The sequence below is a fragment of the Bradyrhizobium sp. C-145 genome (assembly GCF_023375135.1).
In the GTDB taxonomy this organism is placed as follows: Bacteria; Pseudomonadota; Alphaproteobacteria; order Rhizobiales; family Xanthobacteraceae; genus Bradyrhizobium; species Bradyrhizobium zhanjiangense.
This window is the reverse complement of record NZ_CP088150.1, coordinates 8,632,735-8,657,022: the sequence shown is the minus strand read 5'-3', so window position 1 is coordinate 8,657,022 and position 24,288 is coordinate 8,632,735. Positions and strand designations below refer to the sequence as shown.

Annotated in this window: 29 protein-coding genes and 1 pseudogene; 14 read left to right on the top strand and 16 right to left on the bottom strand. The window is 62.2% G+C overall.

The window, feature by feature from the left end:
• Positions 1-245: 245 nt before the first annotated feature.
• The 3 genes from LRP30_RS40735 to LRP30_RS40725 all read right to left on the bottom strand — a co-directional run bounded on the left by LRP30_RS40735 (position 246) and on the right by LRP30_RS40725 (position 3,661).
• Entirely contained in the window at positions 246-557 is a 312-nt protein-coding gene (locus tag LRP30_RS40735; RefSeq protein ID WP_249758436.1) for a hypothetical protein, read from the bottom strand.
• A gap of 24 nt (positions 558-581) precedes the next feature.
• Positions 582-824 (bottom strand): hypothetical protein, encoded by a 243-nt coding sequence (locus LRP30_RS40730; RefSeq protein WP_249758435.1) that lies wholly within the window; start codon positions 822-824, stop codon positions 582-584.
• 293 nt (positions 825-1,117) lie between these two features.
• The gene (locus LRP30_RS40725) at positions 1,118-3,661 is read right to left on the bottom strand and encodes a hypothetical protein (protein ID WP_249758434.1); all 2,544 of its coding nucleotides are present in this window, start codon (positions 3,659-3,661) and stop codon (positions 1,118-1,120) included.
• 148 nt (positions 3,662-3,809) lie between these two features.
• Here LRP30_RS40725 and LRP30_RS40720 point away from each other — a divergent pair, with 148 nt between their 5' ends.
• Positions 3,810-4,643, top strand: coding sequence for a hypothetical protein (locus LRP30_RS40720; RefSeq protein ID WP_249758433.1), 834 nt, complete (start codon positions 3,810-3,812; stop codon positions 4,641-4,643).
• Positions 4,644-4,717: 74 nt separating this feature from the next.
• Positions 4,718-6,331, top strand: coding sequence for a TraM recognition domain-containing protein (locus LRP30_RS40715; protein ID WP_249758432.1), 1,614 nt, complete (start codon positions 4,718-4,720; stop codon positions 6,329-6,331).
• A gap of 435 nt (positions 6,332-6,766) precedes the next feature.
• Here the strand turns inward: LRP30_RS40715 and LRP30_RS40710 are convergent, their stop codons facing one another.
• The 5 genes from LRP30_RS40710 to LRP30_RS40690 form a co-directional block, all read right to left on the bottom strand.
• A complete protein-coding gene (locus tag LRP30_RS40710) occupies positions 6,767-7,678 on the bottom strand; it encodes a 3'-5' exonuclease (RefSeq protein ID WP_249758431.1) in 912 nt (303 codons plus the stop codon).
• A complete protein-coding gene (locus LRP30_RS40705) occupies positions 7,675-10,113 on the bottom strand; it encodes an AAA family ATPase (protein ID WP_249758430.1) in 2,439 nt (812 codons plus the stop codon). The genes LRP30_RS40710 and LRP30_RS40705 overlap by 4 nt, the downstream gene beginning before the upstream one ends.
• Positions 10,103-10,561 carry a hypothetical protein gene (locus tag LRP30_RS40700; RefSeq protein WP_249758429.1) on the bottom strand — a complete coding sequence of 153 codons (459 nt, stop codon included), beginning with the start codon at positions 10,559-10,561 and terminating at the stop codon, positions 10,103-10,105. Before LRP30_RS40700 ends, LRP30_RS40705 begins: the two co-directional genes overlap by 11 nt.
• A 120-nt stretch (positions 10,562-10,681) precedes the next feature.
• Positions 10,682-11,260 (bottom strand): hypothetical protein, encoded by a 579-nt coding sequence (locus LRP30_RS40695; protein ID WP_249758428.1) that lies wholly within the window; start codon positions 11,258-11,260, stop codon positions 10,682-10,684.
• Positions 11,260-11,715 carry a hypothetical protein gene (locus LRP30_RS40690; protein WP_249758427.1) on the bottom strand — a complete coding sequence of 152 codons (456 nt, stop codon included), beginning with the start codon at positions 11,713-11,715 and terminating at the stop codon, positions 11,260-11,262. The genes LRP30_RS40695 and LRP30_RS40690 overlap by 1 nt, the downstream gene beginning before the upstream one ends.
• Before the next feature lie 51 nt (positions 11,716-11,766).
• On the opposite strand from LRP30_RS40690, the gene LRP30_RS40685 reads away from it, so the two are divergent.
• Positions 11,767-12,072, top strand: a complete 306-nt coding sequence (locus LRP30_RS40685; protein WP_249758426.1) for a helix-turn-helix transcriptional regulator — start codon at positions 11,767-11,769, stop codon at positions 12,070-12,072.
• Between the two features lie 407 nt (positions 12,073-12,479).
• Here LRP30_RS40685 and LRP30_RS40680 read toward each other — a convergent pair whose 3' ends face one another.
• The gene (locus LRP30_RS40680; RefSeq protein ID WP_249758425.1) at positions 12,480-12,656 is read right to left on the bottom strand and encodes a hypothetical protein; all 177 of its coding nucleotides are present in this window, start codon (positions 12,654-12,656) and stop codon (positions 12,480-12,482) included.
• Between the two features lie 118 nt (positions 12,657-12,774).
• Complete coding sequence (locus LRP30_RS40675) at positions 12,775-13,722, bottom strand: hypothetical protein (protein WP_249758424.1); 948 nt, start codon at positions 13,720-13,722, stop codon at positions 12,775-12,777.
• Positions 13,723-14,579: 857 nt separating this feature from the next.
• On the opposite strand from LRP30_RS40675, the pseudogene LRP30_RS40665 reads away from it, so the two are divergent.
• The 4 genes and pseudogenes from LRP30_RS40665 to LRP30_RS40650 all read left to right on the top strand — a co-directional run.
• Positions 14,580-14,850 (top strand): annotated as a pseudogene (locus LRP30_RS40665) (hypothetical protein); the annotation flags it as partial.
• A gap of 61 nt (positions 14,851-14,911) precedes the next feature.
• Positions 14,912-15,538 (top strand): SOS response-associated peptidase family protein, encoded by a 627-nt coding sequence (locus tag LRP30_RS40660; protein WP_346016194.1) that lies wholly within the window; start codon positions 14,912-14,914, stop codon positions 15,536-15,538.
• Positions 15,539-15,548: 10 nt separating this feature from the next.
• On the top strand, positions 15,549-16,493 hold the full coding sequence (locus LRP30_RS40655; protein ID WP_249758422.1) for a 5'-nucleotidase: 945 nt from the start codon (positions 15,549-15,551) through the stop codon (positions 16,491-16,493).
• 113 nt (positions 16,494-16,606) lie between these two features.
• Positions 16,607-16,870, top strand: a complete 264-nt coding sequence (locus tag LRP30_RS40650; protein WP_249758421.1) for a hypothetical protein — start codon at positions 16,607-16,609, stop codon at positions 16,868-16,870.
• Between the two features lie 9 nt (positions 16,871-16,879).
• Here LRP30_RS40650 and LRP30_RS40645 read toward each other — a convergent pair whose 3' ends face one another.
• From LRP30_RS40645 to LRP30_RS40625, 5 genes are all read right to left on the bottom strand, one after another.
• Entirely contained in the window at positions 16,880-17,080 is a 201-nt protein-coding gene (locus LRP30_RS40645) for a DUF2905 domain-containing protein (RefSeq protein WP_249758420.1), read from the bottom strand.
• A gap of 99 nt (positions 17,081-17,179) precedes the next feature.
• Positions 17,180-17,995: a DUF2182 domain-containing protein gene (locus tag LRP30_RS40640; protein ID WP_249758419.1), complete on the bottom strand. Its 816-nt coding sequence runs from the start codon at positions 17,993-17,995 to the stop codon at positions 17,180-17,182.
• A 51-nt stretch (positions 17,996-18,046) separates the two neighbouring features.
• Positions 18,047-18,673, bottom strand: a complete 627-nt coding sequence (locus LRP30_RS40635) for a DUF1326 domain-containing protein (RefSeq protein WP_249758418.1) — start codon at positions 18,671-18,673, stop codon at positions 18,047-18,049.
• 223 nt (positions 18,674-18,896) lie between these two features.
• The gene (locus LRP30_RS40630; protein ID WP_249758417.1) at positions 18,897-19,265 is read right to left on the bottom strand and encodes a VOC family protein; all 369 of its coding nucleotides are present in this window, start codon (positions 19,263-19,265) and stop codon (positions 18,897-18,899) included.
• A gap of 120 nt (positions 19,266-19,385) precedes the next feature.
• On the bottom strand, positions 19,386-20,309 hold the full coding sequence (locus LRP30_RS40625) for a Ku protein (RefSeq protein ID WP_249758416.1): 924 nt from the start codon (positions 20,307-20,309) through the stop codon (positions 19,386-19,388).
• Between the two features lie 169 nt (positions 20,310-20,478).
• On the opposite strand from LRP30_RS40625, the gene LRP30_RS40620 reads away from it, so the two are divergent.
• From LRP30_RS40620 to LRP30_RS40590, 7 genes are all read left to right on the top strand, one after another.
• Entirely contained in the window at positions 20,479-20,709 is a 231-nt protein-coding gene (locus LRP30_RS40620) for a hypothetical protein (RefSeq protein WP_249758415.1), read from the top strand.
• A complete protein-coding gene (locus LRP30_RS40615) occupies positions 20,702-20,950 on the top strand; it encodes a hypothetical protein (RefSeq protein ID WP_249758414.1) in 249 nt (82 codons plus the stop codon). The genes LRP30_RS40620 and LRP30_RS40615 overlap by 8 nt, the downstream gene beginning before the upstream one ends.
• A 91-nt stretch (positions 20,951-21,041) precedes the next feature.
• Entirely contained in the window at positions 21,042-21,998 is a 957-nt protein-coding gene (locus LRP30_RS40610; protein ID WP_249758413.1) for a histidine kinase dimerization/phosphoacceptor domain -containing protein, read from the top strand.
• An 80-nt stretch (positions 21,999-22,078) separates the two neighbouring features.
• Positions 22,079-22,252, top strand: coding sequence for a hypothetical protein (locus tag LRP30_RS40605; protein ID WP_249758412.1), 174 nt, complete (start codon positions 22,079-22,081; stop codon positions 22,250-22,252).
• A gap of 331 nt (positions 22,253-22,583) precedes the next feature.
• Positions 22,584-22,772, top strand: coding sequence for a hypothetical protein (locus LRP30_RS40600; RefSeq protein ID WP_249758411.1), 189 nt, complete (start codon positions 22,584-22,586; stop codon positions 22,770-22,772).
• A gap of 232 nt (positions 22,773-23,004) precedes the next feature.
• Positions 23,005-23,214, top strand: a complete 210-nt coding sequence (locus tag LRP30_RS40595; RefSeq protein ID WP_249758410.1) for a response regulator — start codon at positions 23,005-23,007, stop codon at positions 23,212-23,214.
• 137 nt (positions 23,215-23,351) lie between these two features.
• Positions 23,352-23,570, top strand: coding sequence for a hypothetical protein (locus LRP30_RS40590; protein WP_249758409.1), 219 nt, complete (start codon positions 23,352-23,354; stop codon positions 23,568-23,570).
• 29 nt (positions 23,571-23,599) lie between these two features.
• On the opposite strand, the gene LRP30_RS40585 is transcribed toward LRP30_RS40590, so the two are convergent.
• The gene (locus tag LRP30_RS40585; protein WP_249758408.1) at positions 23,600-24,028 is read right to left on the bottom strand and encodes a DoxX family protein; all 429 of its coding nucleotides are present in this window, start codon (positions 24,026-24,028) and stop codon (positions 23,600-23,602) included.
• Positions 24,029-24,288: the final 260 nt, after the last annotated feature.

Here is a 24,288-nt window from a genome sequence, read left to right as displayed (position 1 = left end):
CGACCCCACCCACTCCTTCTCCGTGTAGTCGTGGGGGTCAATCTTTCGAATTTCCGCCTGAACGGGTGATAGTCCGAGATACCTCGCAACGACCACGTGCCCAGCTTCGTGGATCGCAGCATACCGGCGATCCGCCGCGGAGAGTTTGGCCCGCCGCTCTGGAGACAGTCTATCCAAGGGGTAGTCGCTCATAACGTTCCCACTTGTGTCGACCGTTCATGAAAAACGCACGGTTTGCTGGCCGGTTAACGGGCGTGACGGGCTTGCTGCTGACGCCTTGAAAATTCGGCCTGTCCTTCCGGAGTGGGCGGCAATCCGGCCTCGATGAGCCATTTCCGGATGTGCGCCGATACGTAACCCTTCGATTTGAGGATATCGAGCGGCGCCTCCTCACGATCGCGGCGCTCGAAATACTCCTCGACCGTGAAATTCTTGATAAGGAAATTCTTGAATCCGGAAGCATTGGATCTCACGTATTTGAACCTGGCGATGAAGCGGCCATCGTACTCCAGGTACATGCCGTCGAATTTGAACTTGTGTTTCTCGAAAGCGGTCATGGCTTCTCTCGTTTTTCGTTCCGGCTACAGCTTGCCGCGATAACGCTCGCTGGCCCACTCGCACCACTGGATGTGGAGCGGCAGAGGAACGAAGTAGACGTCGGAGAGGCTCTTCCTTTCTTCCTTCTCGATTAGGCCGCGAGAAAGCAGCGCTTCTAACGTGCGCTTCGAGCAGCGTGGGGAGCGGTTGATCGCGATCGCCTCGAATGCGGCGATCTCGGCCCTCGTCATGCCTTTCCAGGGATGTTCTGCCGCGTTGGTCTTCATGTTGAACGGTCTCGGAGCGGTTAGGCCTCTTGGTCTCGATGCGAAAAGTATTCGGGGCGGCGCGGCAGATTTCAAACGAAATCAATTTTGTCAAAATGACAAAATGTGGAGAGCCGATTTCTGATTGTCGTTCAGAGCGTTAGTTAACCGAGATGCCATCATCCAAGCACGCGCGGGCTGGCTTTGGTGATATCGGAGAGATGGCTTCGAGCCTCCGGTCACGCGCAAAGCATAGCGGCGAACAGCACGACGCGCTCTCAACAGCTATAAGAACGCTCCTGTGGCGTCCTGGCCTACTGGTCGTCGCCCGTACTCAGCCGCGGAGCCACGAGCACTCCCTCGGATCCCGCGGGTGCCGACGGAGGACTTGGCAGGCGAGGGAGAACTTCAGCGTATTTCGGCCATACAAAGTTGTTTGATCCGCCACTCATAATCGCGCTCATGGTCGCGAGGTGTTCCTCGGCTCCCTCGACAATCTTGCGATAATGCTTCTCGGTGATCTTCTCGCTGTCGTGAATAGCCATGGCCGCCGCATGCAGGCTCCTGGTTTCCTTCCAGACCGAAGTAGCAACGATATGGCGCATGGCGTGCGAGCCGAATTCGCGAACGCCGGCCCAGCCAGCACCTGTACCGCGATTTTCCGCGATGTAGTCCCTTGTAAGCAAGCGGAATTCTCCGCCGAAGGTGTTCGGAGAGACATGTCCCTTGTTGCCGCGGGCGACGTAGAAAGCAGGGCTGTCGACGACAGCCAAGACCTTCGACCGCGCGTACTGGACGTATGTCGCTAGGTCCTCGTAAAGGCCCCATTGGTCGAGAAGCTTCTGCCGGAAGTAGCCGTCGACGACAAATTTTTCGAAGGCCTTCGTCCCCTCGTTCTTGAACACCTTCTCAGGGATGACAACCCACCAGTGACCATTCTCCCAACGCACCATTCCGCTATTGTCGGCGCTGTAGGTAAGCGCGCAAAAGGTGGCTCGACGAAGAGGGAGCTGAGCGTGGAATTTGAGCGTGACAGCGCTGCGAACCGCAGTCGCCCAACGCGCCCGGCTGGAAGGCAGGCTGTCAATGTATTCTTTTAGCCGGATTGCTCCGAATTCGATCGCTTCCAGCGGAGTTTTCAAAGCAAGAATAGTCGAAACACGTGCAGTGCTGTCACTGCTCGTATCGTTGCCTTCATGCTCCTTTCGCCAAGAGCGATACTTCCTTGCGGTTTTATCGAGACGATCTGCCCAGCTCGAACTGGCCTTCGCAATACTCTTCGCGGTCAGAATAGGCCTGACCTTATCCCTGACCCCTCGCTCGACGTCCAGTTCGTCGCGACGGCGAGGAATTGAGATCGGGGCCAACCTATCCAGCAGTCTGCGCTTGCTCCTCAGCCAACCCACTGGCTCCGCCGCATCGCTGTCCTCATCGTCCTCATCGTCCGCGTCGTAACCGCCGAGGGGGCCGCGGGTGAGGCTGGCTGCGAATATGTACCACTCGCGCGCAATTGCAGAGAAACCTTTCTTGAGGCCGACATCCTCCTTACGCTCGACGAGGTGGAGCATGTACTCGTTGAGAACTTGCGGGAAAGCCAGATAAGCGATCGAAAGATTCTCGAGCGGGACGCCGATTAGATTGTGCATCCATCCGAAGAGCAGGCGAAACCTTTGATGATAGATTCCAACGGTATTCGAATCCCAGCCGCGGTTTCTGTTTTCCACGATGCCCATCAACAGAACGTGTTGACGCTGCCGCGTAAGCTCGTCGAATTCGTCCTGAATCTGAGGCGGCAACTCGGGGAGAGCATATTGCATGTCCTCCGATCTCAACTTGGCCCGCTTGATATCGTCAGTGTCGCGGCTCTCGTACAAGATCTTCAAGGTTGTCTGCATCAACTCTTCGACTGCCTCATCGGAAAGCGCGCACAAATTGATAGTCGGATCAACCAGGCGTCTGAATTCCTTTTGGAGGCTCGGCGACATCGCACGAACCTCCTTCGGCAGGTGATGCTGCTTGACGTTGGAAGGGCCGCTGCGGTGCTCGACGCGTACCTCCGAAAGATAATCATGCCGCAAGCCTAGTGCTTCTTCGATCTTCGTAACATCACCATAGAACTTCTTCGTTGGCGATTTGAGACCGGAGCCCCAGTTGATTACAGTTTGAGTGGCCGCATCTGTAAAATTGGCGAGCGCTCCAACCCCAAAGCCCCTTAGGGCGGCCTCAAGCTTGAGCCGGCCGTGGAAGAATTGAAGCTCCAGTTCACCGCGCGTGGCCCTCAAACGAATGCTGTCGATTTCGGATAGCAGAATGCGATCGTCATCCGAGTATTCCAACCTGCCAGCGGTCGATTGAATTGCTTCGCCGCAGTCGTGCTCCAATCCGTTCTCGCAGGTGCGAGCGACGCGCCGAAGCAAGGCTTCTACCTTCCTGCATTTTTCGCGGTGATCCAATTTGGAAGCTTCGCATTCTTCCTGAAAGACGGCGGCTGCGATGTTGATCATCTCGTCGACAGTATAGATTGTGCGCTTTCGATCCTTCATTCTTACCAGGATCGGGATGCGGCGCTTCTCGTCCGGGGCATTCGCCGCGGCCTCAACGATCTCACGACACCTCGAATTCGACCGCGTTAGTGAGATGAACTTCACGCCACTCTCGTCAGAAACCAGTTGCATCGCCAATTTCTTGGGTCGCAGCGTGTTTGCCGGCAGTCCGCGTCCGGTGTCGCGCAATCTCCTCAAGTAGATTTTGATCCGCCTGACGTTAGCCAGGTGCGCGGCCCGGGTGTCACCACCATGGCCCGCGAGCCAAGTCGGTTTTCGCGCAATGTGAGTAACGGTTTGATGTTCTGTGTTCATGGTAATCAAATTTGATATTTGACGTCACTCATGACATAAATGACGCCGCCGATGTGGCGAGATTCAAAGCGATGGTTAATTTCCTCTGTTGTATCAATAATATCCGAAATATCGTGATGCTCACTTAGGACAAAGGATCAAATTTGATATGTCCGGCATCGATCTGGAATTCGAATTCGAACGTACGGGGTTGCCACGTACCGCGCTTGCGGCGTTCTTGGGATTGGACAATGCCCTCATTAGTCGTCTGTCTGATGGCCGACGATCATGGAAGCCTCACGAATACAAGAGAGCGCGCTCGTTCTTTGACTTGGTCCCGCAAGGAAGTGGTCCGCTGGTCAAACGGCTTCGGCGCCGCGATACGCGGCAGCTAATTGGCCCCACACTTGCCGAAGCATTGATCAACCTGGGACATCGCGCCGCATTCGGAATCTTGTTTCGGGCAGTCTCCGAGGGGGCCGCCGAACTGCGCGCTGATCAAATCGTCGCCCTTTGTCGCAAGTTCAATATTGACCTCGCTCACCTCATGACGGGGCGTGGGATAAGAATGGGCGCTTGGCCTGGAGACGAATTAACACTCATTAACTACGAGGAAGCCTGCCGTAGAGATGAAGGTAATGCGTTCGCGAACAGTGACGTCGGCGGTGATCGAAAGCGGTCGCGGAGGGCAAAGGTCGCCAAGTTTGCTGATCGGGAGAGTCTCGCCGACCGGATCACTGCTTGCGAGCCATTCATCGTCATGGACGATGAACTCGAGCCGCGATATCGCCGTGGTGAGACTATCTACATCGACGGCTCTGCCCGCGAATGCCGCTACGGCGACGACGTCGTCATGTCGCGCGACGGCGGCGACGCCGTGATCGGAATGCTGTCCGCGGCCGACTCCGAAACGGTGCTGATCGAGACGCCTAGCCGGGGAAGGATCTCAGTGCCGGTCGCGGAAATCGTCTCAATGCGGCGGATATCGTTCACGGAGCGGTAGTGAACTGACCATACTCAACGCTGCCCACCTTCAAAGTACACTTCTAAGAAGTCGGTTATTATTGCGTGACCGGTATGGCCATCATGGCCGCCCAAGGCCGTTCTCTGGGTTTTTCGCTGGTCTTTGCGACCCAGGACATTCCGGCGATGCTACGCGAAAACGACAAGGAAGCCAAATCCATCATCGCCAACACCACGACGAAGATCTTCATGCGGGTGGAGGAACTGGAGCAGACCGCCAAGCTCGCCCAGGATTCGGGCGGCAAGGGCATGAAGGCGCAGGTCGGCGGCTTCTCGGGCCGCGCTGGCGAGTTCAACACCGCCTACGCGGACAACATGGAGGCGCGGCTCGAGATGGTCGACCGCATCTCGACCCTCGACCTGCGCGCGCTCGGGGTCGGCGAGGCCTACGTCACCTGGCACGACCAGTATTTCAAGGTGAAGACCTTCCACGCCTTCCCGGAAGGCCAGTACGGCAAGGACCTGCCCAAGCTTCAATTGCGGGTCAACCATTTCATCCCGGTGCAGCGGCCGAACCCGGCCGACGTCAAGAAGGAAGAGACGCTTCCGCTTATCGCCGAGAAGCTGGCCGATCCGCGCTTCGCCCAGATCGTCGAGCAGCGGGCGCGCGACGCGCGCGGCGAGATCGAGAAGGCGGTCGCCAACAAGAAGGACCCGACCAAGCAGCGCGACGAGATCGCCTGCGCCGCGATCGCCTACGGGCGCGCCAACAAGAAGACCGGCCCCGGCGGCGACTACCTGACCGCGGCCTGCGCGGCGATGGCCGCGATCACGACCGCGCAAGCCAACGACGCCAACATCTTCGCCCGCGACGTGCGCAAGATGGAAGGCCTGCCGGAGCTGCCGGGCACGGCGCGGAGCGGCAAGGCGCGGGTGCCGAGCGACGTTCCGGGCATCGTGCCGCCGCGGGATGCGGCCTCGGCCAGGGCCGCGGCGATCGCCGACCTCGAGCGGTCGCGGGATGCGGCCGCCAGAGGCGACGTGCCGGCTTCCGACCCGATGGCGGCGTTCACCGCGCCGGCGAGCCGGGGCACGACCAGGCCGGGCACGCTGCCGGGCAAGCCGGTGCCGGCGGACCTGCGCCGCCCGATCACCGACGATCCGCCGCCGCCCTCGATCGACGAGGACGATCTCGGCTTCGAGACCGAGCCCGACTTCGACGAGGCCGCGTTCGCCAATTTCGGCGTGCCCGAGCTGCCGACCGATCCGGAGCGGCTCGCCGCCCAGCGCTCGGACGCGCCCTCGACGATGCGGAAGATCGACCACGGCGTCACGGTCGACGGCCGCGACACCGTCAAGATGGCCGAGAAGCTGCAGAACAACGACGCCACGCTGCGCTTCCTGGAGGCGCTGAACTTCGACGCCGAGGAGGGCGCGGAGCCGGGGGTGGAGGCGGTGGATGCCGACATCCAGAAAGCGGTGCTGTTCCAGGACGACGAGGCGGCCCCGCCGCCGCCGAAGGCGGCGCCCGTGCCGGATCGGGTCGAGATCGACCGCGCCGACGTCATGAGCGCCAAGGCGACGCAGTGGACCGACCGCGCCAAGCCGGCGGCGCCGGTCGCCGCCAGGACCGCTGCTACGGAGCGGGACATCGCCGCCGACGCCAACGTCGGCGATGTCGACGAAATGACGGCGTCCTTCCTGGCGAACCTTCTCGCCGACGATTGACAATGGCGGCGATCAAGCCGTGCCGTCTTTCTGGTTTACCCTTGGAATCCATAGAAGCGTCCTCGTTTTTGTCGGGAATTTTGGCGGGGCGCTGACACAGGAGGCCGAATCTGCTCACAGTGTCAGTGGCGAATTGAGGCTCCGATGCCATTGCGAGAAGGAGGACCCGGCCCCGATGCAGCTTATCCGACGGCTCACCCACGTTCAGCATTATATCTAGGCGTGTGTCGGTGGGTGGGATGGCCTGCTCTCGCGCAGAACGGCGACCGCAAGGGGGGGCGTTGTGGTTGGCGCCCCAATGGATATCGACTGATTCAACAACTTAGATAGTTAACGCTCAACGAATCCGGTCGTAGTCGATCAAGTTGCAATTCGATTGAAAGCGAGGACGTTGGGGATGCGGTGCTCAGACCTACCCCCGTTGGAGGCTAAGCTTCACCTATCCGAGTAGCGCTCGAAGGCGGTCAACCTGACTACCGAGATATCGGGATTCGGTTTTCTGTAGACGCGCTCCCGAAGGAAGGCGATCTCCGCCACGACGTCTTCTTCGCCAAGCTCGACGAACCAGCATTTCGATCTATCGGACGAGCCGGGATGCCATCTGTACCCTCGTTGCTTAAGAACTTCCCGTGCGGCGAACGGGGTGTCGCCGGCCGATATGCGTGCGGTCGTCCTCCGCGCCGAGGCGAGCAGCGTCGCAAACGCCGTCGAGCCGCTCCGCGGTAGCTTCTGTCGGAGGATCTCGACGCCGGCGTAGCAGTCGTCCGCGGCCCTGTGCGAATCGAAGTAGAACCCGAAGCCGGCGGCGATCTGCCCTAGCTTCGCTCCCTCGAACCCCTCGGCGGACCAGTCGATCTCCTTGAGCGAGCAGGCCCAGGGCTTGTCTCTGAAGACGGGCCAAAGTCGCTCGCAGAAGGCTCGGTCGAAAGCACAGTTGTGTGCGACGACGACGGCGCACTCGCGTGCGGCGGCCTCGACGGTGGCGGCGTCGATCGACATGCCCTTCACGGCGTCGTCGGTAATGCCCGTAAGGCGCGACACGGCCTCGGGGATGGGAAAACCGGGATCGCGCAAGCCCGAGTAGGCTTGGCCTACCCAGACGATCTCGCCGTCGGCGCGGTAGCCGAACGGCACCATCGCGAGCTCGATGACGGTATCCTTGCCTGAGTCCAGCCCGGTCGTCTCCACGTCGATGAATAGCCCCCGTCGAAAGAGGTCGGCCGGCATCGGAGCGGGGACGGGCTCCGCCAGCCGCCTCAGAACCCGAAACCGGCCCGAGGATTCCAGCAAGGCAGCGATCGCCTCCAGGTCGGGGTCGCCCATGTCGATCGGAAAATGCTGGCTCATGACCGAATCCTCCACCTCGCGAGGAGATCGGCAACGGCGAGCCCATCGATGCGGCGCGCCTGCAGCAGGATCTTCACAATCTCTTCGAGTACGGGACGATGCGCGGTCAGCTTGGCGAGACAGCTTTCGGCCGCCTTCTGAAGTTCTTCGTGCGCCGCCCGTCTGACCTCGGGATAGCTCATGAGCTCCTCGGTGTCGTCGAGCGGTCCGAAGAACAGCAGAGGTGCAGGCCCGGCCAGGCCGAGCGAGCCGACCATCGCGGCGGCGGTGGTGGTCAGGAGGTGGAGATCCGATCCCCGGCGTCCGCCGGAACCGTGCGAGTGCTCCGGAAGCAATAGGCTCTCCGCGGTGCGCCCGGCGATCAGCGTTTCCAGCCGGAGACGATAGTCAGAGTAGGTGCCTGCGAAGGGCGGTGATTTGGTGCGCACCGTGGCGCCGCCGCGCTGGCCCACGGGCGCGATGTTCGCGAACACGCTTTCCGGCGCTCCGAAATTGAGCACGTCCATGAGGATGTGGCCGGCTTCGTGGATCGCGACCCGCCGTTGCGTGTCGAAATCGCGGTCCTCCTCGGGCGAGACTACTGCGCGCAGGTCCGACAACATCAGATCTCGCGAGGCATGGCGCGCGATGCGCAGCGCATCCTTGACGATGCGTTCGACGTCGGCGCCGGTGCTGCCGAGCGAGAGCATGCAGATCTCCTGCAGGTCGTCGTGGACGAGCCGCCCGCCGAGCCTGAAGCGATACATCTTTTCCAGATCGTTCAGGTCGGGCAGACCGATCCTGATGATGCGGTTGAGCCGGCCCGAGCGGAGGATCGCGGGGTCGCATCTGCTGAGATCGTTTGACGCTCCAAGCAGTATCAGGCCCTCGCGAGACGATGTCGCGCCCTCGCGGCCGCTGGATATACCGTCTAGCTCGGAAATCAGCCCATTCACGCAAGCGGTAACGTAGTCCGCGTGAGAATGTCGTAGTTTGGATCTGTCGGCAAAAGAATCGCATTCGTCGATGAAGACGAGAACGGGCCGGGGTTTTGCCCTGGCGGAGGCGAAGAAATTGGTCATCTCGCGTAAAAAGTGACCAAGGTGCCCTTCGCCTGCGCCCTGAAATTGGCTGTGCGAACAAGACGCCACCTCGAGCTTGATGCCCTCCTCGGCGGCCGAGCGTTGCATGGCCATCGGAAGCGTTGTCTTGCCGACGCCGGGCGGTCCCTCCAGGCACGCGCCGGCATCGATCGCCGACCAGGGCATACCGGCTTTCCACATTTTCAGATCCGTGATCACCGATTTTGCCCAGCTCACCGCCTCGCTCATGCCGTGCAGGTCGTCGAGCGAGATGTCCCGGACGGACGCCGGCACCCGCTTCAGGCCGACGAGGCGTTTGAGTTGGGCGAGGCATTCCTCCGGCGACCGGTCGAACCGGATGCCGATCGAGAGATCGGTGGCGGTAAGCAAGCGTGCGGCGTCCTCCTCCAGCAGTTCGCGACAAGGTTTGCCGGTGACGATCCGGATCGCCAGCGCGACGATGCGCGCATCGATGGACGGCAACACGAGCCTGATCGGGGCCGACTTCAGCAGCACGGCCGGCAGGTGCGTTTCCGCATCGGGCGTTATCGCGACGAACGGAAGCCCCAGGCACAGTGCAGAGAGTGCCTCCTTCTCGAATTCGCTCGTGTCCTTGGTCTTCCGGGGCTGGGTCATGGTCAGGCTGACCATGTCGAAATCTTCCCGCCGGCCCAAGTTGCCGGTATGCATCACCCGCACGCCGTCCGGAAAGAGGACCTTCTGCCAGTTGCCGATTACGGCCTGCAGCAGGTCGCGCTCGGCGACGTCGATGGCGACCACCGGCGCCGCGAGCTTCAGCCGATCGAGCGCGTCTTTACGACCGTCGAACAGACGGGCGAGGAGGAGGCGCGCCGCGACTTTGACGGCGGTCACCGGGTACGCAGGACCGGGCGCGGGCCTGTCGGGAAGCGTCTCCACTTCGTCGTTATCGAGCAGCTCGATGGCGTGGCGGCGGCTGAGTTGCGAGAACGACAGCCGGTCCGAAGCCGTCGACGGCGCCATCCTTCGGCCCTTGCCCCCATTCTTCGGAGGCGTGCCACGCCGTTTCATCGCCTTCAGGAAGGTGGCGCGCAGCCTGAATTGCGCGGCGTCCCGCCAGTCGTCCCGATAGACCTCGAGCTCCAGCGGACCCATGCCCGCAACGTCCTTGGACGGCGTCGTGTCGTCGGAGGCGGCGACGCCGTCCGACTCCGCGGCGATCTTCGGCAGGGTAGGAGACATCGTCAGGTCATCACCTTTGGGTTCAGTTGAGGTTTGAGTCGGTGTTGTTCGCCGGCGATGTCCAACGACCTGCAACCCGACGCCAGCGGCATCCAGGTCACCGACGACGCGAAGTGGGAGGCTGGTCGCAAGCCTTTGACGCTCAGGTGTCATGCCCCTCGCGCGGCGGCGCGGACCGCTTGAGGGACGACAGCATGTTCACCACCAGCCACGAGGTCGCGAGCCGTTTGCGCAGCCGGGGCGAGATGGGCATCTGTCGGAGCTTGTGGGAGAGCACGAGGGCCGCGGTGGGGTCGTCGAAGGCGCAGGCCAGCAGAGCCGTCATGGCGAAGTCGACTTTGATGCCGATGGTGTCGGGCGACTTGCAGTCGATCACCATGGCGATCGCGGCCGCGGTGTCGCCAGCGATCGCGCGGCGCCACTCCGGGATCGTGGTGGTCGCACCGCGCAGGAACGCCTTCACCTCGGCCTTTGCGTTGTCGTCGAACAGTTCGGCGGGGACGGACCGCCAGTAGCTCAGCGCGGGCGGCCAGGCTAAGCCTCGGCGCCGGCGGGGATCGCCGTGTTCGTTGTCGTCGTAGAATTTCAGGTCAGCCTCCATCGGTCGCGCAGCTTATGCTGCGCGTGAGGTTTGCGATTGATGATGTTGCGCGGATCTTTCTCCTGAAGATCCACGGCGGGCCATGCCATGCCTCGCCGGGCCACGCCCCGGCACGGGGAGCTATTTGACCATTTCTTCGACCTGGAAGCGGCCGAACTCGGGGGTGTAGTCGCCGAGGCCGTACAAGCCGGCCACGCGGTAGAATGCGACGATGTCTTCGCGGTCAAGCAGCGAGGTCAGGAAGGTGCCGTGGATGACGGCGCTCCAGCCGTCGAACTTGGGCCGGGTCCTGACGGTGAGCGAGCCGGTCCTACGGATTCGGACGGTCGTGCGGTACCGGAACCGCTCATCCTTCCACAACTCCGGCGCGGTCTTGGGACCGTCGTAGTGCAGGAGGGCCGGGCCGTCCGCGCGGAAGGCGGCCTTGGTGGTGTTGCCCATCTTCGTCGGCTTGGCGCCGTCCACGCAGACGCTCTTGATCATGTTCGCCGGGAGGCACGGCGCGCCGTTGTGCAGATACAGCGAACCGTGGAATTCCAGCTCCGCCACCCGCAGATGATCGGCCTCGGTCCTCTCGCTTTTGCCGGTCACGGCCTCGATCTGCTTGGCCAAGGGGTCGAGAGGATCGCCCAGGCGCGAATTGCGCATCAGCATGGGGCCGATGCCGATGAGGCGGAGGGAAATGTGCTCGATGCTCATTAGGCGATCTCCAGGGGCGAGCGGTAGTCGAAGAGGGCGGGAGGCGGCGGCGGGGCCGGCGTGGGCGGCGGCGGCTTGAAGGGCGACCGCGCGTACTTGCGGAAGCGCTCCATGCCGGTGACGCCGAGGTGGCAGGGATGGCAGAGGGTCGTCAGGTCCTCGGCGACTTCGCAGCGGAAGTTCCGGTAGGTGCGGTGGTGCACCTCCAGCCTCGCCTCCCGGCGCGAGGCGAAGCACAGCCGGCATCGGTGTCCGGACGCCTCGAGCTCGGCCAAGCGGGCCGGGCTGGTTTGCCAGGCGGCGCTGCTGATGTAGCGTCCGTACGCCGATGCGCGATCGGCGGCAGATTCGGCAGGAGCCTCGGAGCAGATGGCGGTGATGGGCGTGTCGTCGGCGGAAATGGCCTGCGCAGGAGTGATCGGTTGCGGCTGGCCGTCGGCGTCGGGGAAGGTCATCAAGGTCCTCGTTCGTTGCGTTGATAGGACCGTAGCATCACTGGCGCACAGGTGCACCAGGAACGTACAATAATGGTTAACGGAAGGCAAATTGCGTCTGCACGCGTTTGGCTGGAGATCTCTCAGGCTGAACTTGCGCTCGCCTCCAAGGTGGCGAAGCGAACGATCGCGCACATCGAGAATGGCGGCCGCATTCCCCACGACCGTACTCTCAAAGCACTCGTCGATTGTCTGCAGGAGATGGGCGTCGAGTTTCTGATGGACGAGCACAACACCGAGCGGGGCGTCGGCATCCGCGTAAGGGAGGCCAAGCTGCATCCTTTGATCCAGGAAAGCCGCGACGAGACGCCTTCGTGATCGTTGGAGGTTGAGGCGTAAGCACGCTGCCCAAGCCCACGAGCTTCTTGTTTCTGTCGCCTTTGCGGCGAGATGTCTTCGAAAATTCAGCTTGTGGCTGCGTACTGCCAGAAATGTTAGCCGTTAAAGGGAGGCAACTGCGGGTCAAGGTGCGACAGCTCAGGTCGAGCAAATCTGATGCGCTCTACCGCGATGAGCGGATCTCCGGCAGACCTGACCCAACTTCGCAAAGTCGACCCCGGCGTGCAAGTTCTCTTGCCGTCTGTTGCGGTTTACTAAGCGGCCGACGCGTTGGTGCAAATCTGCAGGCATTCCGATTTCCGAAGAATCTTGCCCACGCGCAGGCCCAAACATTCATCCTCAAAACGAGTGATCTCAGGGCCGTCGATCAGGCGTACGAAGTCAGCTTACTTGACGGCTCCTCCGGTGATACCGGCGATAAACCGATCGAGAAAGAGATTGTAAGCGATGGCCACCGGGATCGCGGCGATCAAGGCACCCGCCATGATCTCACCCCAGAAGAACACGTCGCCGCGGATCAAGTCGATCGAGAAGTTGCGCGCACAATTTGACGGTGCGGACAAAGCCACGTCCACTATCGCTTCGGCCTCGAGTGCCCCGGAACTGGTTTCGTTTGCGCTACTACTCGTGCGGTGATTCTAAACGGAAAGGACCCTGGAAACTCCAGAGCCCTTTTTGTTGTTAGACCTTCACGCCGGCAAGAGCCGACCGGAACGCCTCAAGCGGCCTTCGCGATGGCAGCTCAAAACCTTTCGGCATAGTGATCGTCGTCTTCTCACGCTCTCTCTTACACGACAGCGAGAGCAACCCCGCCTCGTACTTTCTTCGCTTCGCGTTATCGTGCTCATTTGCCAGCTTGCAAATGGCAGCCAACGCAGCAGGCTGGAAAAAGTCCTCTACTTCGCGGAGCGTGTCGAGGATTGCTTCAGTCCGCTTGGCCAAGCCTTCCATCTTGCTCCGGATGGCGCCAATGAGCTTTGCAGCCTTCTCGGGTTCTCCGGCAAGCGTGATCTGCGCGGCCGCGAAATCCGCCATCAATCGACTGAACTCTTGGCGCACATCCAGACTTGGAGCACACAATCTCTTCGGCAATGACGCGCCGATGATGTGTCGATCCATCGAAGCGGCGGCAGGCAGCGTATCGAAAACCCAGGGCATCTGGGTCTCTAGCTGACCGCGGACTCTGTTGAAATGTCGGAATACTTCCGAACTCGAGATCGCATTCAGGTACTCGACGAAAGGGTGGATTGCGACCTTGATCTCAAGAACGCGCCTGAGCGCTTCCTGTCTACTGACCGCCGCGTCGAAGTCGGCGGTGTACTTCTCGAAGTCTTCGCCATAGATCGTCTTGGCGCAAATCCAGCCGACCAAGAAGCGAGACTCGCCCTTGCGCATTACGAAGCCGGCAAGGTGCTGATGGTGGCCGTGTACGCAGGAAAACATCTCCCTTTCTGATTTCCTGAGATCGTACTTGTACTCGACGTATGGCTCCTCGTCGCCGGCCGGAAGTTCATAGACGAGGTAGGGTAGGCTTTCGGGGTCATCAGTCATTAGCTCCGTATCGAGGAGCTGGTCGTCGCTCAATGTTTCCCAGTGGCGCCGCGGGGTGCGGGCCTTCGGTCTCAACATTCAATCTCCTATCGCTGGTTGCGGGACGCGACTCAGTACCACCGCCAGGATTATACCCGGTTCCGCTTATGTTCCGGCAATAAGTTCCCCTATCCCCAATTATTCACAGCCTTGTTCTGCTGGATGGCCCGCCGCTTTCCGCCCCGCCTTTGTTCCTAGTGAAGGACAGCAACGGCGTCGGGGTCGCGTTGGTCCACCACCGGAATGACCCGCAGAAGTGGTCGTTCAGATACCCACCGTCTCACGACCACCAACTCCGAGATGATGCCCGTGTTCATGAGTTCCCGGTTGAAGCAAATGGGTCTCGGCTTCCTGATGCAACGCCGGTGTGCCGGGAACTAGCCGCCCGAGCCGATTTCCGCCGTTGGCCGGGCCGCGCCCCGTCGCATCCGTGAGATGCGACTCGACCCATATGTTCATGTTATGTTCTAAAACCTCATGACCGACCGCCCTGCCAGCTGGCGCTTTCCCACCATGAAGCAAATCCAAAAACTTGCATCCGACCTCAGGGTCGACCAAAAACGCCCGCCAGCGCCCGCGGTAGGACCGGCAGACGACCTTCCTGTCGAATACTGGCAGGCGCTCCTAGACGACCCTCGCGCCGACGGGGCCAATTTGCGAGGCCGCCCGCCCGAGCGCTCGCTGCGGCTGGACCAAATTCCTAGTCACCTACTGAGGGTGGGGTGCCGGCGCTGCGGTCGGACCGTCGAGATTCAGAAAGTCGACGCCGTCCGTTTCTACGGTCCGGACGCGGCCTGGCGGAACGTCGGCCAGCGCCTGCTTGAGAACACGTGCTCGGAGAGAACCGGCCGCCATGAGGAAGACGGCTGCTGGCCGCTATTCGAGTAGGCGCGGCGATGGCGCCGAAACACCACCCTATGCCGCTCTCTGGGGGCGACCGCAAAGCCCTCGAAAGAGCTCGGTCGCGCTCACGCCATGACTTCGATCCTGGCCGCGCAATCCGCCGAGGCCAGGGCCAAGGGCGAGGCCTTGATCCGCCAGGCCGACAAGCTCCTGTGCGAATCCTGGAACGAGCGGATTTGGAGCGATGGCAAGCCGATCGACCCGTCGCCGACGATCGACCAGGCGCTGAACGGGAGCTACGCGTGGCTCGAAATCGAGTGCTCCACAGGCTGCCATCAGCGCGCTGTTCCGCGTCGTCAACCGGTACGTCGGCAACCTCGCGCCGATGCCCGGCGTATTTCCGGACTATAGGGCGCCGATCGTCCGGGCGGGCGCCGAGGGCCGCGAGCTCGCGACCGCGCGCTGGGGCATGCCGTCGTCGTCCAAAGCGTTGATGGACGCGACGAAGAAGCGGGCCGAGAAGCTGCAAGCCAAGGGCAAGACCGTCGACTTCAAGGAATTGCTCCGGATGGAGCCAGACGGCGGCACCACCAACATCCGGAACGTGAAGTCCAAGCATTGGGCGCGGTGGCTGGGCGTCGAGAACCGCTGCGTAGTGCCGTTCAACAGCTTCAGCGAATTCAACAAGGCCGAAGGCGGCGACATCTGGTTCGCGCTCGACGAGACCCGCCCGCTCGCATGCTTCGCCGGCATCTGGACAAACTGGTCGTCGGTCCGGAAGGTCAAGGAAGGCGAGACCACGAACGATCTCTACGCATTTCTGACCACGGAGCCGAACGCCGAGGTCGGCGCCATCCATCCGAAGGCGATGCCGGTGATCCTGACGACTCCCGAAGAGGTCGAGACCTGGATGACGGCGCCACCGGAGGAGGCCCTGAAGCTGCAGCGGCCGCTGCCGGACGGGACGCTCCTGATCGTCGCCCGGGGTGCAAAGGAAGATAAGGTCGGCTAGACGAGTCCTCATGACCGACATACGCGAAACCCTCAGATCTCAGCCGCTGCGAATAGGCATTTCGACCCGTGCCCTCTTCAATCTCGAGGAGGAGCACGCCGTTTTCCAGAACGATGGAGTGGAGGCTTACTCGGCATTGCAGCTCGAGCGAGAGGACACCCTCATCGCGAAAGGGCCGGGCTTCGAAGTCGTAGAGAGACTTCTGCGACTGAACGAACCGGACCAGAAGCCGTACGTTGAGGTCTTCCTCCTGTCCCGGAATTCACCCGACCTCTCCCTTCGGGCGTTCAATTCCATCGACAGGTACGGGCTCGGGATAAAGGCCGGCAGCTTCACCAGCGGCCGGTCGCTCGGCCCGTTCATCTCCGCGTGGGAATTGGATCTCTTTCTCTCCAATGAGATCACCGACGTGAGGGCGGCAATAGATGCCGGCGCCGCTGCTGCGAAACTCGGCACGGCCCCCGACGCTCGCCAAGAGGATCCTGGCGACGAGGTCCGTATCGCCTTCGACGGGGACGCCGTCGTGTTCAGCGCCGAATCCGACGAAGTCTTCAAGATTCACGGGTTGCAAGCGTTCCTGAAACACGAACGAGAGAACGCCAAAACACCGATGTCCGGCGGTCCATTCGGCAAATTCCTGAGGAAGCTCTCGATCCTGCGGCAGATCTTCATGGACGATAAGGGTGTCAGCAGGGTTCGAATTGCGATCGTGACGGCACGCAACGCGCCGGCCCACGCCCGTGTTGTGCACACGCTGCGGGACTGGGGAACGCCGGCTGACGAAGCACATTTCGTCGGTGTCCGCTCCAAGGCGCCGATACTGAAGGCGCTGGGCGCGCACATCTTCTTTGATGACCAATTGAAACACGTCCTCGGCGCATCCCAGGTCGTTCCCTCAGGCCACGTTCCCGGCCCACATGATCCCGACGACCCGATAATCCCCGCAGGGCTCTAGAGCTGCGGAACACGTGGACAAGCCCAGCCCTGCCGATTGCGAATCCCTGACCCGTGCTAACCCCCCGGAACGAGCAGGCGGGCGAAGGATTCGTCCCGGCAGGAGCAACCTCGATGCTGATGTTCAAGGAAAGGCAGCCGGCGATCCGGACGCTCCGCGGCTGGGCGATCTCGGTATTGCAGGAGGCCGGCGCCCTCCGCGAGTGCGAGGAGCACGGCTGGATGCAGGACCGCGCAGACCCGCATGCGCGAGAGCGGGCCTTCGACATCGCCCGCCGGCATCCGCCGGCCGGCGTATCTTCGGAGGAAGCGGCTGCGGAGATCGGCGATGTGCTGGACTCGATCGGCGATACCTGTCCGGAGTGCCCGCCCGATTGAGGACGCGCCCTATCGGTTCGCCAGCCACACGATCACGCTTAGCACCACGGAGATGATGAGCGAGGTCGTCAGCGGAACGTAGAAGGTAAAATTCGGCCGTTCGACGTAAATATCGCCAGGTAACCGGCCAAGCCCGAACTTGCCAAGGACAGGCCAAAGCAGCCCGGCGGCGACCAGCACAAGTCCGAAGATGATGAGCGTGCGCGACATCTCGCACCTCCATCGGCCCTGCGGCCCTTATAGTGACATCGCGAAACTTCGCTGCGTCAGCACTGCGATTTTAGTCGCTTAACCACAAACAGGAGCCGCTTACCTGAAGAATAACATCCCGGCTCCTGCGGCGACGCAAGCAACGCCGACGGCACGCGCGATCCACCGTCCGAACGGGACCAGCTTTTCCAGAAGAACAAGCAGCGCCAGCAAAGCGATCCAGAGTACGTTCATGACCCCGCCCACGAACAATAGCGCCATCAGAGCCCAGCAGCAGCCGATGCAATATGCACCGTGTCGAAGGCCCAAGAGCAGGCAGCCCGGCAAATCGCGGCGAAAGCCGCCATAGCGCATCAGGTAACCGATCGGGCTCTGGCATCGGGCGAGACATACGTCCTTCAGCGGGCTCCATTGGTAGACGCCCGCCGCAATCAGCACGATGCCTCCAAGCACATTGCTCGCGCTTGCCATCCGGGAATCGAGCAAGGCCGCCCGTTCGATCATCCATTGGACCAAAGTGGCCGCCATCGAAAAACCCATCCAGGCCAGGAAATAGCCGACGGCAAACCAACCCGTCGCCGCGAGTGGCTTGCCATCAACGTTTCCCTGTCGGCCCACGCGCGCGTACATGAGGATCATGGGTGCTGCCGACGGCGCCATCATGCCGATCATCATGACGGCCCACATGACAAACACGAATGCGAACTCGATCACTCCCCAGGGCGCGCTCACGGGTGCCATGAATCCCAGCCCCGCCGGAATCATGCGGAACCCGGTCATGTCCATGCCGCCCATATCCATGTCGGCCGCGAGCCAAAGCACGTAGCCCCAGGCCAACGCGGCGGTCGCGCCGAGCGCACCGGCAACGAGCAGGCGATCTCGCCGCAATACCGCTTCCAATGCGCTGTCGGTCATTTGTTGTGAATGTGTTCGTCGCCGCCGAGGGGCTGCGTCACGGCATCACGACTAACTTGTCCACCGGATCGGCGCGTAGTGGCCGTTCTTGCCGGAATTGTCCCACCGCATGCCATGATCGGTGAAGCTATTCCCCGATGCTCCCATGGCGAGCGCCAGTTTATCGGGGCTAATCGGATGACCAGTGTTTGCCCACATCTCGCCGCTCGGATGCGCGGTCGGCAGCGGATCGACCGACATCTGCAGGATACCCGGAATCTCCGCGGATCGCGTCTTGCCCTCCACGCGGTATGTGATCGGGACCTTCTTCACTCCGAGATTTTTGCCGATCAGCGGCGCAAACGCCGCCATCGGTCCTCCGGCAGCGCCAGTGAAGATCGCACCGAGGGCTTCGGTCTGCTTGTCGTCGGCACGTTCATCAATATAGGCGGCCACCGACCAGTTGCCTTCTGCCATCGGTCCCGGCGTCTGGATCGCGAGGGCAACATTGAGGCCGTCGAGCGCGACGCTGCCATACTTGCCGCTTTCGATGTGGAAGACGACCGGCACGTTGCACACGCCTTCTGTTGGCCTCGAAGTCAAAGGGGCCGCCTTCGACACCAGGCACGGACAGACGACGCTGCAACTGCAATTCTCGAAATAATCGCCGGAAAGCTGCCATTGAACCTGGTCTGTCATAACTCCCTCCCTGTCAGCTCGGAAGCAGGATCAAACGTGCTCAGATGAGTCTTTCTTGGACGCCCTAGGCTCTTGCGGACACTATCATGTTTTCATGCGCCCGAAAGACTGGATGCGGATGCTGGCCGCGCCGTGCCCAACGTCTCCGCGGGTCAAGAGCGACAATGGTCCGGCCTATGAGACTTGCGGGTAGCCTCGCCTGATCAAGCGGGCGGGCTGAAGCTCACTGAGGTACCGTCATGAGTTCGAGCACATGGCCGTCAGGGTCGCGAAAATAGACGCCGCGCCCGCCGTTCCAGTCATTGAGCTTGCCGTCCTCGAGGCTCCAGGGTGCGCTGCCATAGGCGAGCTTCGCCTCGCGAATGCGGCCGAAGATGGCATCGAACTCGGCATCACTGACGTGGAAGGCGTAGTGATGGCTCTCGAACTCCTCGTCGTCATCGAAAAGGAGCGTGAGCGTGTCGTTGATACGTACCGGCGCGAAATGGCCGCCTTTCGTATCTGCATGGAGGCCGAAAATGCGCGCGAAAAATTGCGCCGCTGCCTCCTTGTCGCGCGCAGGGACGATGGTGTGGTTGAGGGTGACGGTCATCGGAAGACCTCTTGCTAACGACTGCCGCAGACTTATCGGCTCGAGACCAAAACCAGCAATGCTCCGGTCAGGCGCAGATTTCTTAACCTCAGAAACCCGACATCGACGCCTTTGCACGCCCTAAGCCGACTTCCGCTGCGCCTTTGCCCCCGGCTTCTTGGCGGCCGTTTCCTTTGGTTTCTTCCCTGCGATCGGCAGCAACATCTCCTTCTGCCCGGCGGCGGCCTTCTTCGGCTTCTTGGCGGGCTTGCCGGCTTTCGCCGGCGCGGCTTCCTGGCCGACGCTCCGGCGCAGCGCCTCCATGAGGTCGACCACGTTTCTCGCGGCAGGCTTCTCCTTCGGCGTGATCGGCTTGCCGGCCCGCTTCTGGTTGATGAGCTCGATCAGCGCGGTCTCATAGTGGTCTTCAAATTTCTCGGGGTCGAAGCGACCAGCCTTCTGGTTGACGATGTGCTTGGCGAGGTCGAGCATGTCCTTCGTGACCTTCACGTCCTGGATCTCGTCGAAGTATTCCTGCTCGCTGCGCACTTCGTAGGGATAGCGCAGCAGCGTGCCGACAAGGCCCTTGTCCATGGGCTCGAGCGCGATGATGTGCTCGCGGTTGGTCAGCACGACCCGGCCGATCGCGACCTTGTTCATCTCACGGATGGTCTCGCGGATCACCGCAAAGGCGTCGTGACCGACCTTGCCATCCGGCGTGAGGTAGTACGGGCGGATCAGGTAGCGCGGGTCGATGTCGGCCTTGTCGACGAACTCGTCGATCTCGATGGTGCGCGTGGATTCCAGCGCGATCTCCTCCAGCTCCTCCTTGGTGACCTCGATGAACTGGTCCTTCTCAAGCTGGTAGCCCTTGACGATGTCCTCGTTGGGCACCTCGTCGCCGGTGTCGGCGTCGACCTTCAGGTACTTGATGCGGTGGCCGGTCTGCCGGTTGAGCTGGTTGAAGCTGATCTTCTCGGACTCCGAGGTCGCCGGATAGAGCGCGACCGGACAGGTCACCAAGGACAGACGCAGGAAGCCTTTCCAGTTGGCGCGCGGGGCCATGTACGCGGTACTCCGACAAACGAGGCGGCTCGGATTCAAGACGAACGGCAGGTGGCAGTTCCGACAGGCGGGGCACGCCTGGCGAAGATTCACCCGCTGGCCTGGAGGGCGCGCTCGGAATCCTCCACGAGGCCATTGACTCCCGCGGAACAAATGAAGAACATGCGCCATGCCCGCTGCACCCGACCCCGCCGCGCCCACCGTGGGCGACTTGGAGTTCGCCGCCGACCAGGCCATCGCAGCCTGCGGCGGGGACGCCAGGGAGGCCGTGAAGGCCCTGATCGTCGCGAACGACTTTCTCGAGGCCCAGCTCGACGACCTCCGGAGGAAGGTGTCCACCGGCTATGCCCGCGGGCGGCTTCCAGGGGCCCGCGAACGCAAGGATGAAGCAGATGTCTGAGGTGACCTATTACGTCGCTCTGCCGTTCGTTTTCTCCGACGACGGCGTAGCCGCCGGCGAGCCGGCGGAATGCATGAGCGCCAACGCCGCGGTGATGCGGGCCGAAGCGCTGTCCCGGAAGCCGGGGCATGCCGGTGCCGTCGCGTTCTCGCGGACAGGAGACCCATCGAGCGGCGACTTCAGCGACGCCACATTGATCCGGAAATTCGGTGAGGTGCCGGACGATCTGAGCGCGCTGTGAAACCTGCGCCTCGTGATGGCAGGTTCATGAGGACCAGGTCCGCAGCGAGGTGATTCAAGGAACATGCGCTGGAACCCCGGCGTTAGCGCAGATGGAAGGACTGCTGCTCCGCCTGATCGTCGTTACGCCCCGATACCCGGTGTGGGTGCGATACCTTCTGACGCTCGGCCTGGTCGGAATTACGTCCACCGCAAAGCTCCTGCTCTTTGATGCGCTGGACTCCCATCCTTTGCTGCTGTTTGTCCCGGCCGTATTCCTTGCATCGGTGATCTTCGACCACGGGTCGGGCGTGCTGGCCACCGTGGCGAGCGCGGTCATCGCCGCGGCCTATTTCCTGCCTTCGCCGCCGACCTTGGCGATAGTCCCACTGACAGTCTTCCTGATAACGGGCCTGGTAATTGCCGCGGTCACCGAGACCTTGCGGGAGACCCTGGTCAAGCTTTCGCAAGCCAAGTCGGACGGCGATGTCCTCCTGCAGGAGCTCGCGCATCGGACCAGGAACGACCTCGCGACCATCATCTCGCTCCTTCGTCTGCAGGCGCGCTCGGATTCCAATCCCGCGGTGCAGGCCGCGATCGCCTCCGCGGTGGCGCGGGTGGAGGTGGTCGCGAAGGTGCACGACAGGTTGCGCGTGGCCGACAGCGACCTCGTCGATCTCGCACCCTACGTGGAGCGACTGTGCGGGAGCCTGGCGGACTTTCATCGCGGAGTGCGTCCGATCGCAATACGGGTGCATTGCGACTCGATCTCCGTGAAGAGCTCTCAGGCGGGATCCATCGGGCTGATCGTCAACGAACTGGTGACGAACGCGTTCAAGCACGCCTTTCCGGAAGGACGAACCGGCACGGTGGAAGTGAACATCAGAGGAATGGACGGTAAGGTCATGATCACCGTGCGGGACGACGGAATCGGCTGCCCCGACGAAGCGAAGAGCGGCTTGGGGACCCGCCTCATCAACCTGCTGACAGGGCAGATGAACGGAAGCATGACCAGGGCCCCTATGCCCCGCGGCTGCGAAGTGCAGGTGGTGGTGTCAGTCGACAGCTGACCGCCCCTCTCCGAGATTGACCGAGCACAAACGAGCCGTCCCCTCGAAAACTCGACTGGGTTCGCAGCGAGATCGAGCGCGTGCGCGGCCAGATGCGCGCTCAGGAGCGTGAGCTCCGGATGCTGCAGCGCGCGGGAATCCTGACGGCCTCAGCCGAGATGCTGCTGTCCGGCATGCGGGCGAAGGTGGACGATCCCTGCTGGGAGCGCGAGGCCCTGCGTGCGCATCCCGCAGCGCATCGCGCGCGATCTTGAGGTGGGTCAAAGCGAACCGCCGGCACGGACGTAGAGTCGCATTCGTACCGAGTGGCATGAGCGCGCTCAGGTGCTGTTACGGTTGCGGGGCCCCGGACTCCTAGGCACTCCGGGGCGCCGCTTCTCGAAGCGCTGCGTCGAGCGACCGCGAGCAGGGAGTCGGCTCCGGAGAGCGGCTCCGCCGGAACGAAAGCCGGCATCGCGGGTTGCGATCTCACAGCCCCGGGAAACGGACGTAGTGAACAATCGGCCCCGGTCCTCCCATCGGAGGTCGGGGCCGATTTCCGTTTGCCGGATCATGCTTTCCGAAGGCCGCAAGCGGAGTTCGAGCGTGGAGCTCACGGCGCTGGAGCGCGATTCCCTGAGCAGCCTTCTGGGCGGCCCCTGGATCAGCCCGCCGACGTTCGACCATGAGATCGTCGCGCGGATCATCGAACTCGGCCTGGTCGAGAGCGAGCCGCGCCAATCGGGAGAGATCGAATACCGGCTCACCGATGCCGGTCAGGCGGCGCTCGGCTGAGCAGGCCGGGCGGCGACATCGGCGGAAACGCTTCGGCGCGGATCGAACGGGCGTAGCCCCGCCTTTGGGGGCTTTTGGGGGGCTTGGGGCGGAGCCACGCAGGCCACGCATTTGCGTGCGGACCTGAGGAATCAACCCGGGTCGAGCGGGCTCGTTCCTCACGTCGGGGACATCATGAAAATTGAAGACTCCGGCTGCCGGCGGCGTATGATCCGCTGCGGGGATTTCAGGGATGACTGCCTCGATCAACGAGCGGCCGATGTGCCCGGTGTGCAAGCACCCGATGGCGTTGGCGCGCATCTCTCCCGGCCAACCGGGATTCGAGGAGCGCACCTTCGAATGCTCGACCTGCGAGCGCACCGAAACGGTCTCCTTTGTGGTGGATCCGATGAAGACGGACGCGGTCGGCTGGCTCGCCGGCGAACTGAAGCCGCCGCGATGATGTCCGACGAAAACCTGCGTGAACGCGCCTCGGGCCCCATTGGTTTCGGGTCTATTTCTGTCCGGCGACGGTCCCGCATCTTGACTCTCCGGCCACGGGCTACTCAACTCGGGCGAGTGATGTTGCGGGGGTGCGTCATGGAGCAGCAGGAGTTCTACAGGGGTCTGGCGCAGCGCGTGCGCGACCTGGCCGAGAAGGCCGATCCTTTCACCAGAAGGCGTTTGCAGAAGCTGGCCGAGCAGTACGACGTGAAGGGCGGTAGCGTGGTGCGGCCGGCAAGAGCGGCCGAGCGGCCCCTGCCGATGCCCCGCACGACGCCGCCGGCCTCGATCTTCTCCGGAGCCGGCGAGGCCTGACGCCTAGGTCAACAAGGCTCGACAGAACGTCAGGCTGTCGACCTCTGAAGCCGACGTTCCCAGGGAAGCCGGAGCGTCTTCAGCGCAAAGGCGCCGTCGCCAAGCAGCGCCTGTGTCAGCAGCATGATCGCCCATACGAACGGCATTTCCCATCCGCCTTCCACGAACCAGAAGCTCTTCCTCACCATCCAGAAGTGAGTGGCTCCAAGCATCATCGGCAGGGTGTAGAGACTGACCCATCTGGTGTAGAGGCCCAGCAGCAGCAGGATGGCAGAGGCGAATTCCGCACTGAGGGTGTAGGCCAGCACCCACTCGGGGTAGCCTGCTTTGAGAAGACCATTCCACCATAGGCCGATCGGCTTGAGAACGAATTTGCCGTACAGGGCGGCGATGAACAGACCGGCAATCGTCACGCGAAGCAGTAAAGCCGCATAAGGCGCAGTACGTTCGTCAATCATTTGGTCGCTCCTTGAAATACCACGAAGCGCCGCCAGTCTGGTCCGACGACGAAAAATTGCAACGTTGCGGACGACCTGCGCCCGTCGGCGTGATGTCGTGTTCTTGGCTCCGGCTGAGACGTGGATCATTTACCGAAATCGCGGCCGCAGCGACGTCGATGGCACCGGGCCGCCCTGCGAAGGCGGCCGGTACAAGCCCAATTGCGCCGATACGCGCCGAAAACGCCGTGAATTGCTCGTCTTTCCGGTACCTCGTGGCT

Excerpts from the sequence above, each read along its gene's own strand:
- LRP30_RS40735 (WP_249758436.1), bottom strand. The coding sequence starts at position 557 with ATGACCGCTTTCGAGAAACACAAGTTCAAATTCGACGGCATGTACCTG.
- LRP30_RS40630 (WP_249758417.1), bottom strand. The coding sequence starts at position 19,265 with ATGACCGTCACCCTCAACCACACCATCGTCCCTGCGCGCGACAAGGAG.
- LRP30_RS40640 (WP_249758419.1), bottom strand. The coding sequence starts at position 17,995 with ATGACCGACAGCGCATTGGAAGCGGTATTGCGGCGAGATCGCCTGCTC.
- LRP30_RS40705 (WP_249758430.1), bottom strand. The coding sequence starts at position 10,113 with ATGACACCTGAGCGTCAAAGGCTTGCGACCAGCCTCCCACTTCGCGTC.
- LRP30_RS40695 (WP_249758428.1), bottom strand. The coding sequence starts at position 11,260 with ATGAGCATCGAGCACATTTCCCTCCGCCTCATCGGCATCGGCCCCATG.
- LRP30_RS40645 (WP_249758420.1), bottom strand. The coding sequence starts at position 17,080 with ATGTCGCGCACGCTCATCATCTTCGGACTTGTGCTGGTCGCCGCCGGG.
- LRP30_RS40725 (WP_249758434.1), bottom strand. The coding sequence starts at position 3,661 with ATGAACACAGAACATCAAACCGTTACTCACATTGCGCGAAAACCGACT.
- LRP30_RS40635 (WP_249758418.1), bottom strand. The coding sequence starts at position 18,673 with ATGACAGACCAGGTTCAATGGCAGCTTTCCGGCGATTATTTCGAGAAT.
- LRP30_RS40625 (WP_249758416.1), bottom strand. The coding sequence starts at position 20,309 with ATGGCCCCGCGCGCCAACTGGAAAGGCTTCCTGCGTCTGTCCTTGGTG.
- LRP30_RS40590 (WP_249758409.1), top strand. The coding sequence starts at position 23,352 with ATGGAGCAGCAGGAGTTCTACAGGGGTCTGGCGCAGCGCGTGCGCGAC.
- LRP30_RS40655 (WP_249758422.1), top strand. The coding sequence starts at position 15,549 with ATGACCGACATACGCGAAACCCTCAGATCTCAGCCGCTGCGAATAGGC.
- LRP30_RS40675 (WP_249758424.1), bottom strand. The coding sequence starts at position 13,722 with ATGTTGAGACCGAAGGCCCGCACCCCGCGGCGCCACTGGGAAACATTG.
- LRP30_RS40710 (WP_249758431.1), bottom strand. The coding sequence starts at position 7,678 with ATGAGCCAGCATTTTCCGATCGACATGGGCGACCCCGACCTGGAGGCG.
- LRP30_RS40610 (WP_249758413.1), top strand. The coding sequence starts at position 21,042 with ATGGAAGGACTGCTGCTCCGCCTGATCGTCGTTACGCCCCGATACCCG.
- LRP30_RS40620 (WP_249758415.1), top strand. The coding sequence starts at position 20,479 with ATGCCCGCTGCACCCGACCCCGCCGCGCCCACCGTGGGCGACTTGGAG.
- LRP30_RS40660 (WP_346016194.1), top strand. The coding sequence starts at position 14,912 with ATGCCCGGCGTATTTCCGGACTATAGGGCGCCGATCGTCCGGGCGGGC.
- LRP30_RS40650 (WP_249758421.1), top strand. The coding sequence starts at position 16,607 with ATGCTGATGTTCAAGGAAAGGCAGCCGGCGATCCGGACGCTCCGCGGC.
- LRP30_RS40715 (WP_249758432.1), top strand. The coding sequence starts at position 4,718 with ATGGCCATCATGGCCGCCCAAGGCCGTTCTCTGGGTTTTTCGCTGGTC.
- LRP30_RS40720 (WP_249758433.1), top strand. The coding sequence starts at position 3,810 with ATGTCCGGCATCGATCTGGAATTCGAATTCGAACGTACGGGGTTGCCA.
- LRP30_RS40730 (WP_249758435.1), bottom strand. The coding sequence starts at position 824 with ATGAAGACCAACGCGGCAGAACATCCCTGGAAAGGCATGACGAGGGCC.
- LRP30_RS40595 (WP_249758410.1), top strand. The coding sequence starts at position 23,005 with ATGACTGCCTCGATCAACGAGCGGCCGATGTGCCCGGTGTGCAAGCAC.
- LRP30_RS40690 (WP_249758427.1), bottom strand. The coding sequence starts at position 11,715 with ATGACCTTCCCCGACGCCGACGGCCAGCCGCAACCGATCACTCCTGCG.
- LRP30_RS40615 (WP_249758414.1), top strand. The coding sequence starts at position 20,702 with ATGTCTGAGGTGACCTATTACGTCGCTCTGCCGTTCGTTTTCTCCGAC.
- LRP30_RS40585 (WP_249758408.1), bottom strand. The coding sequence starts at position 24,028 with ATGATTGACGAACGTACTGCGCCTTATGCGGCTTTACTGCTTCGCGTG.
- LRP30_RS40700 (WP_249758429.1), bottom strand. The coding sequence starts at position 10,561 with ATGGAGGCTGACCTGAAATTCTACGACGACAACGAACACGGCGATCCC.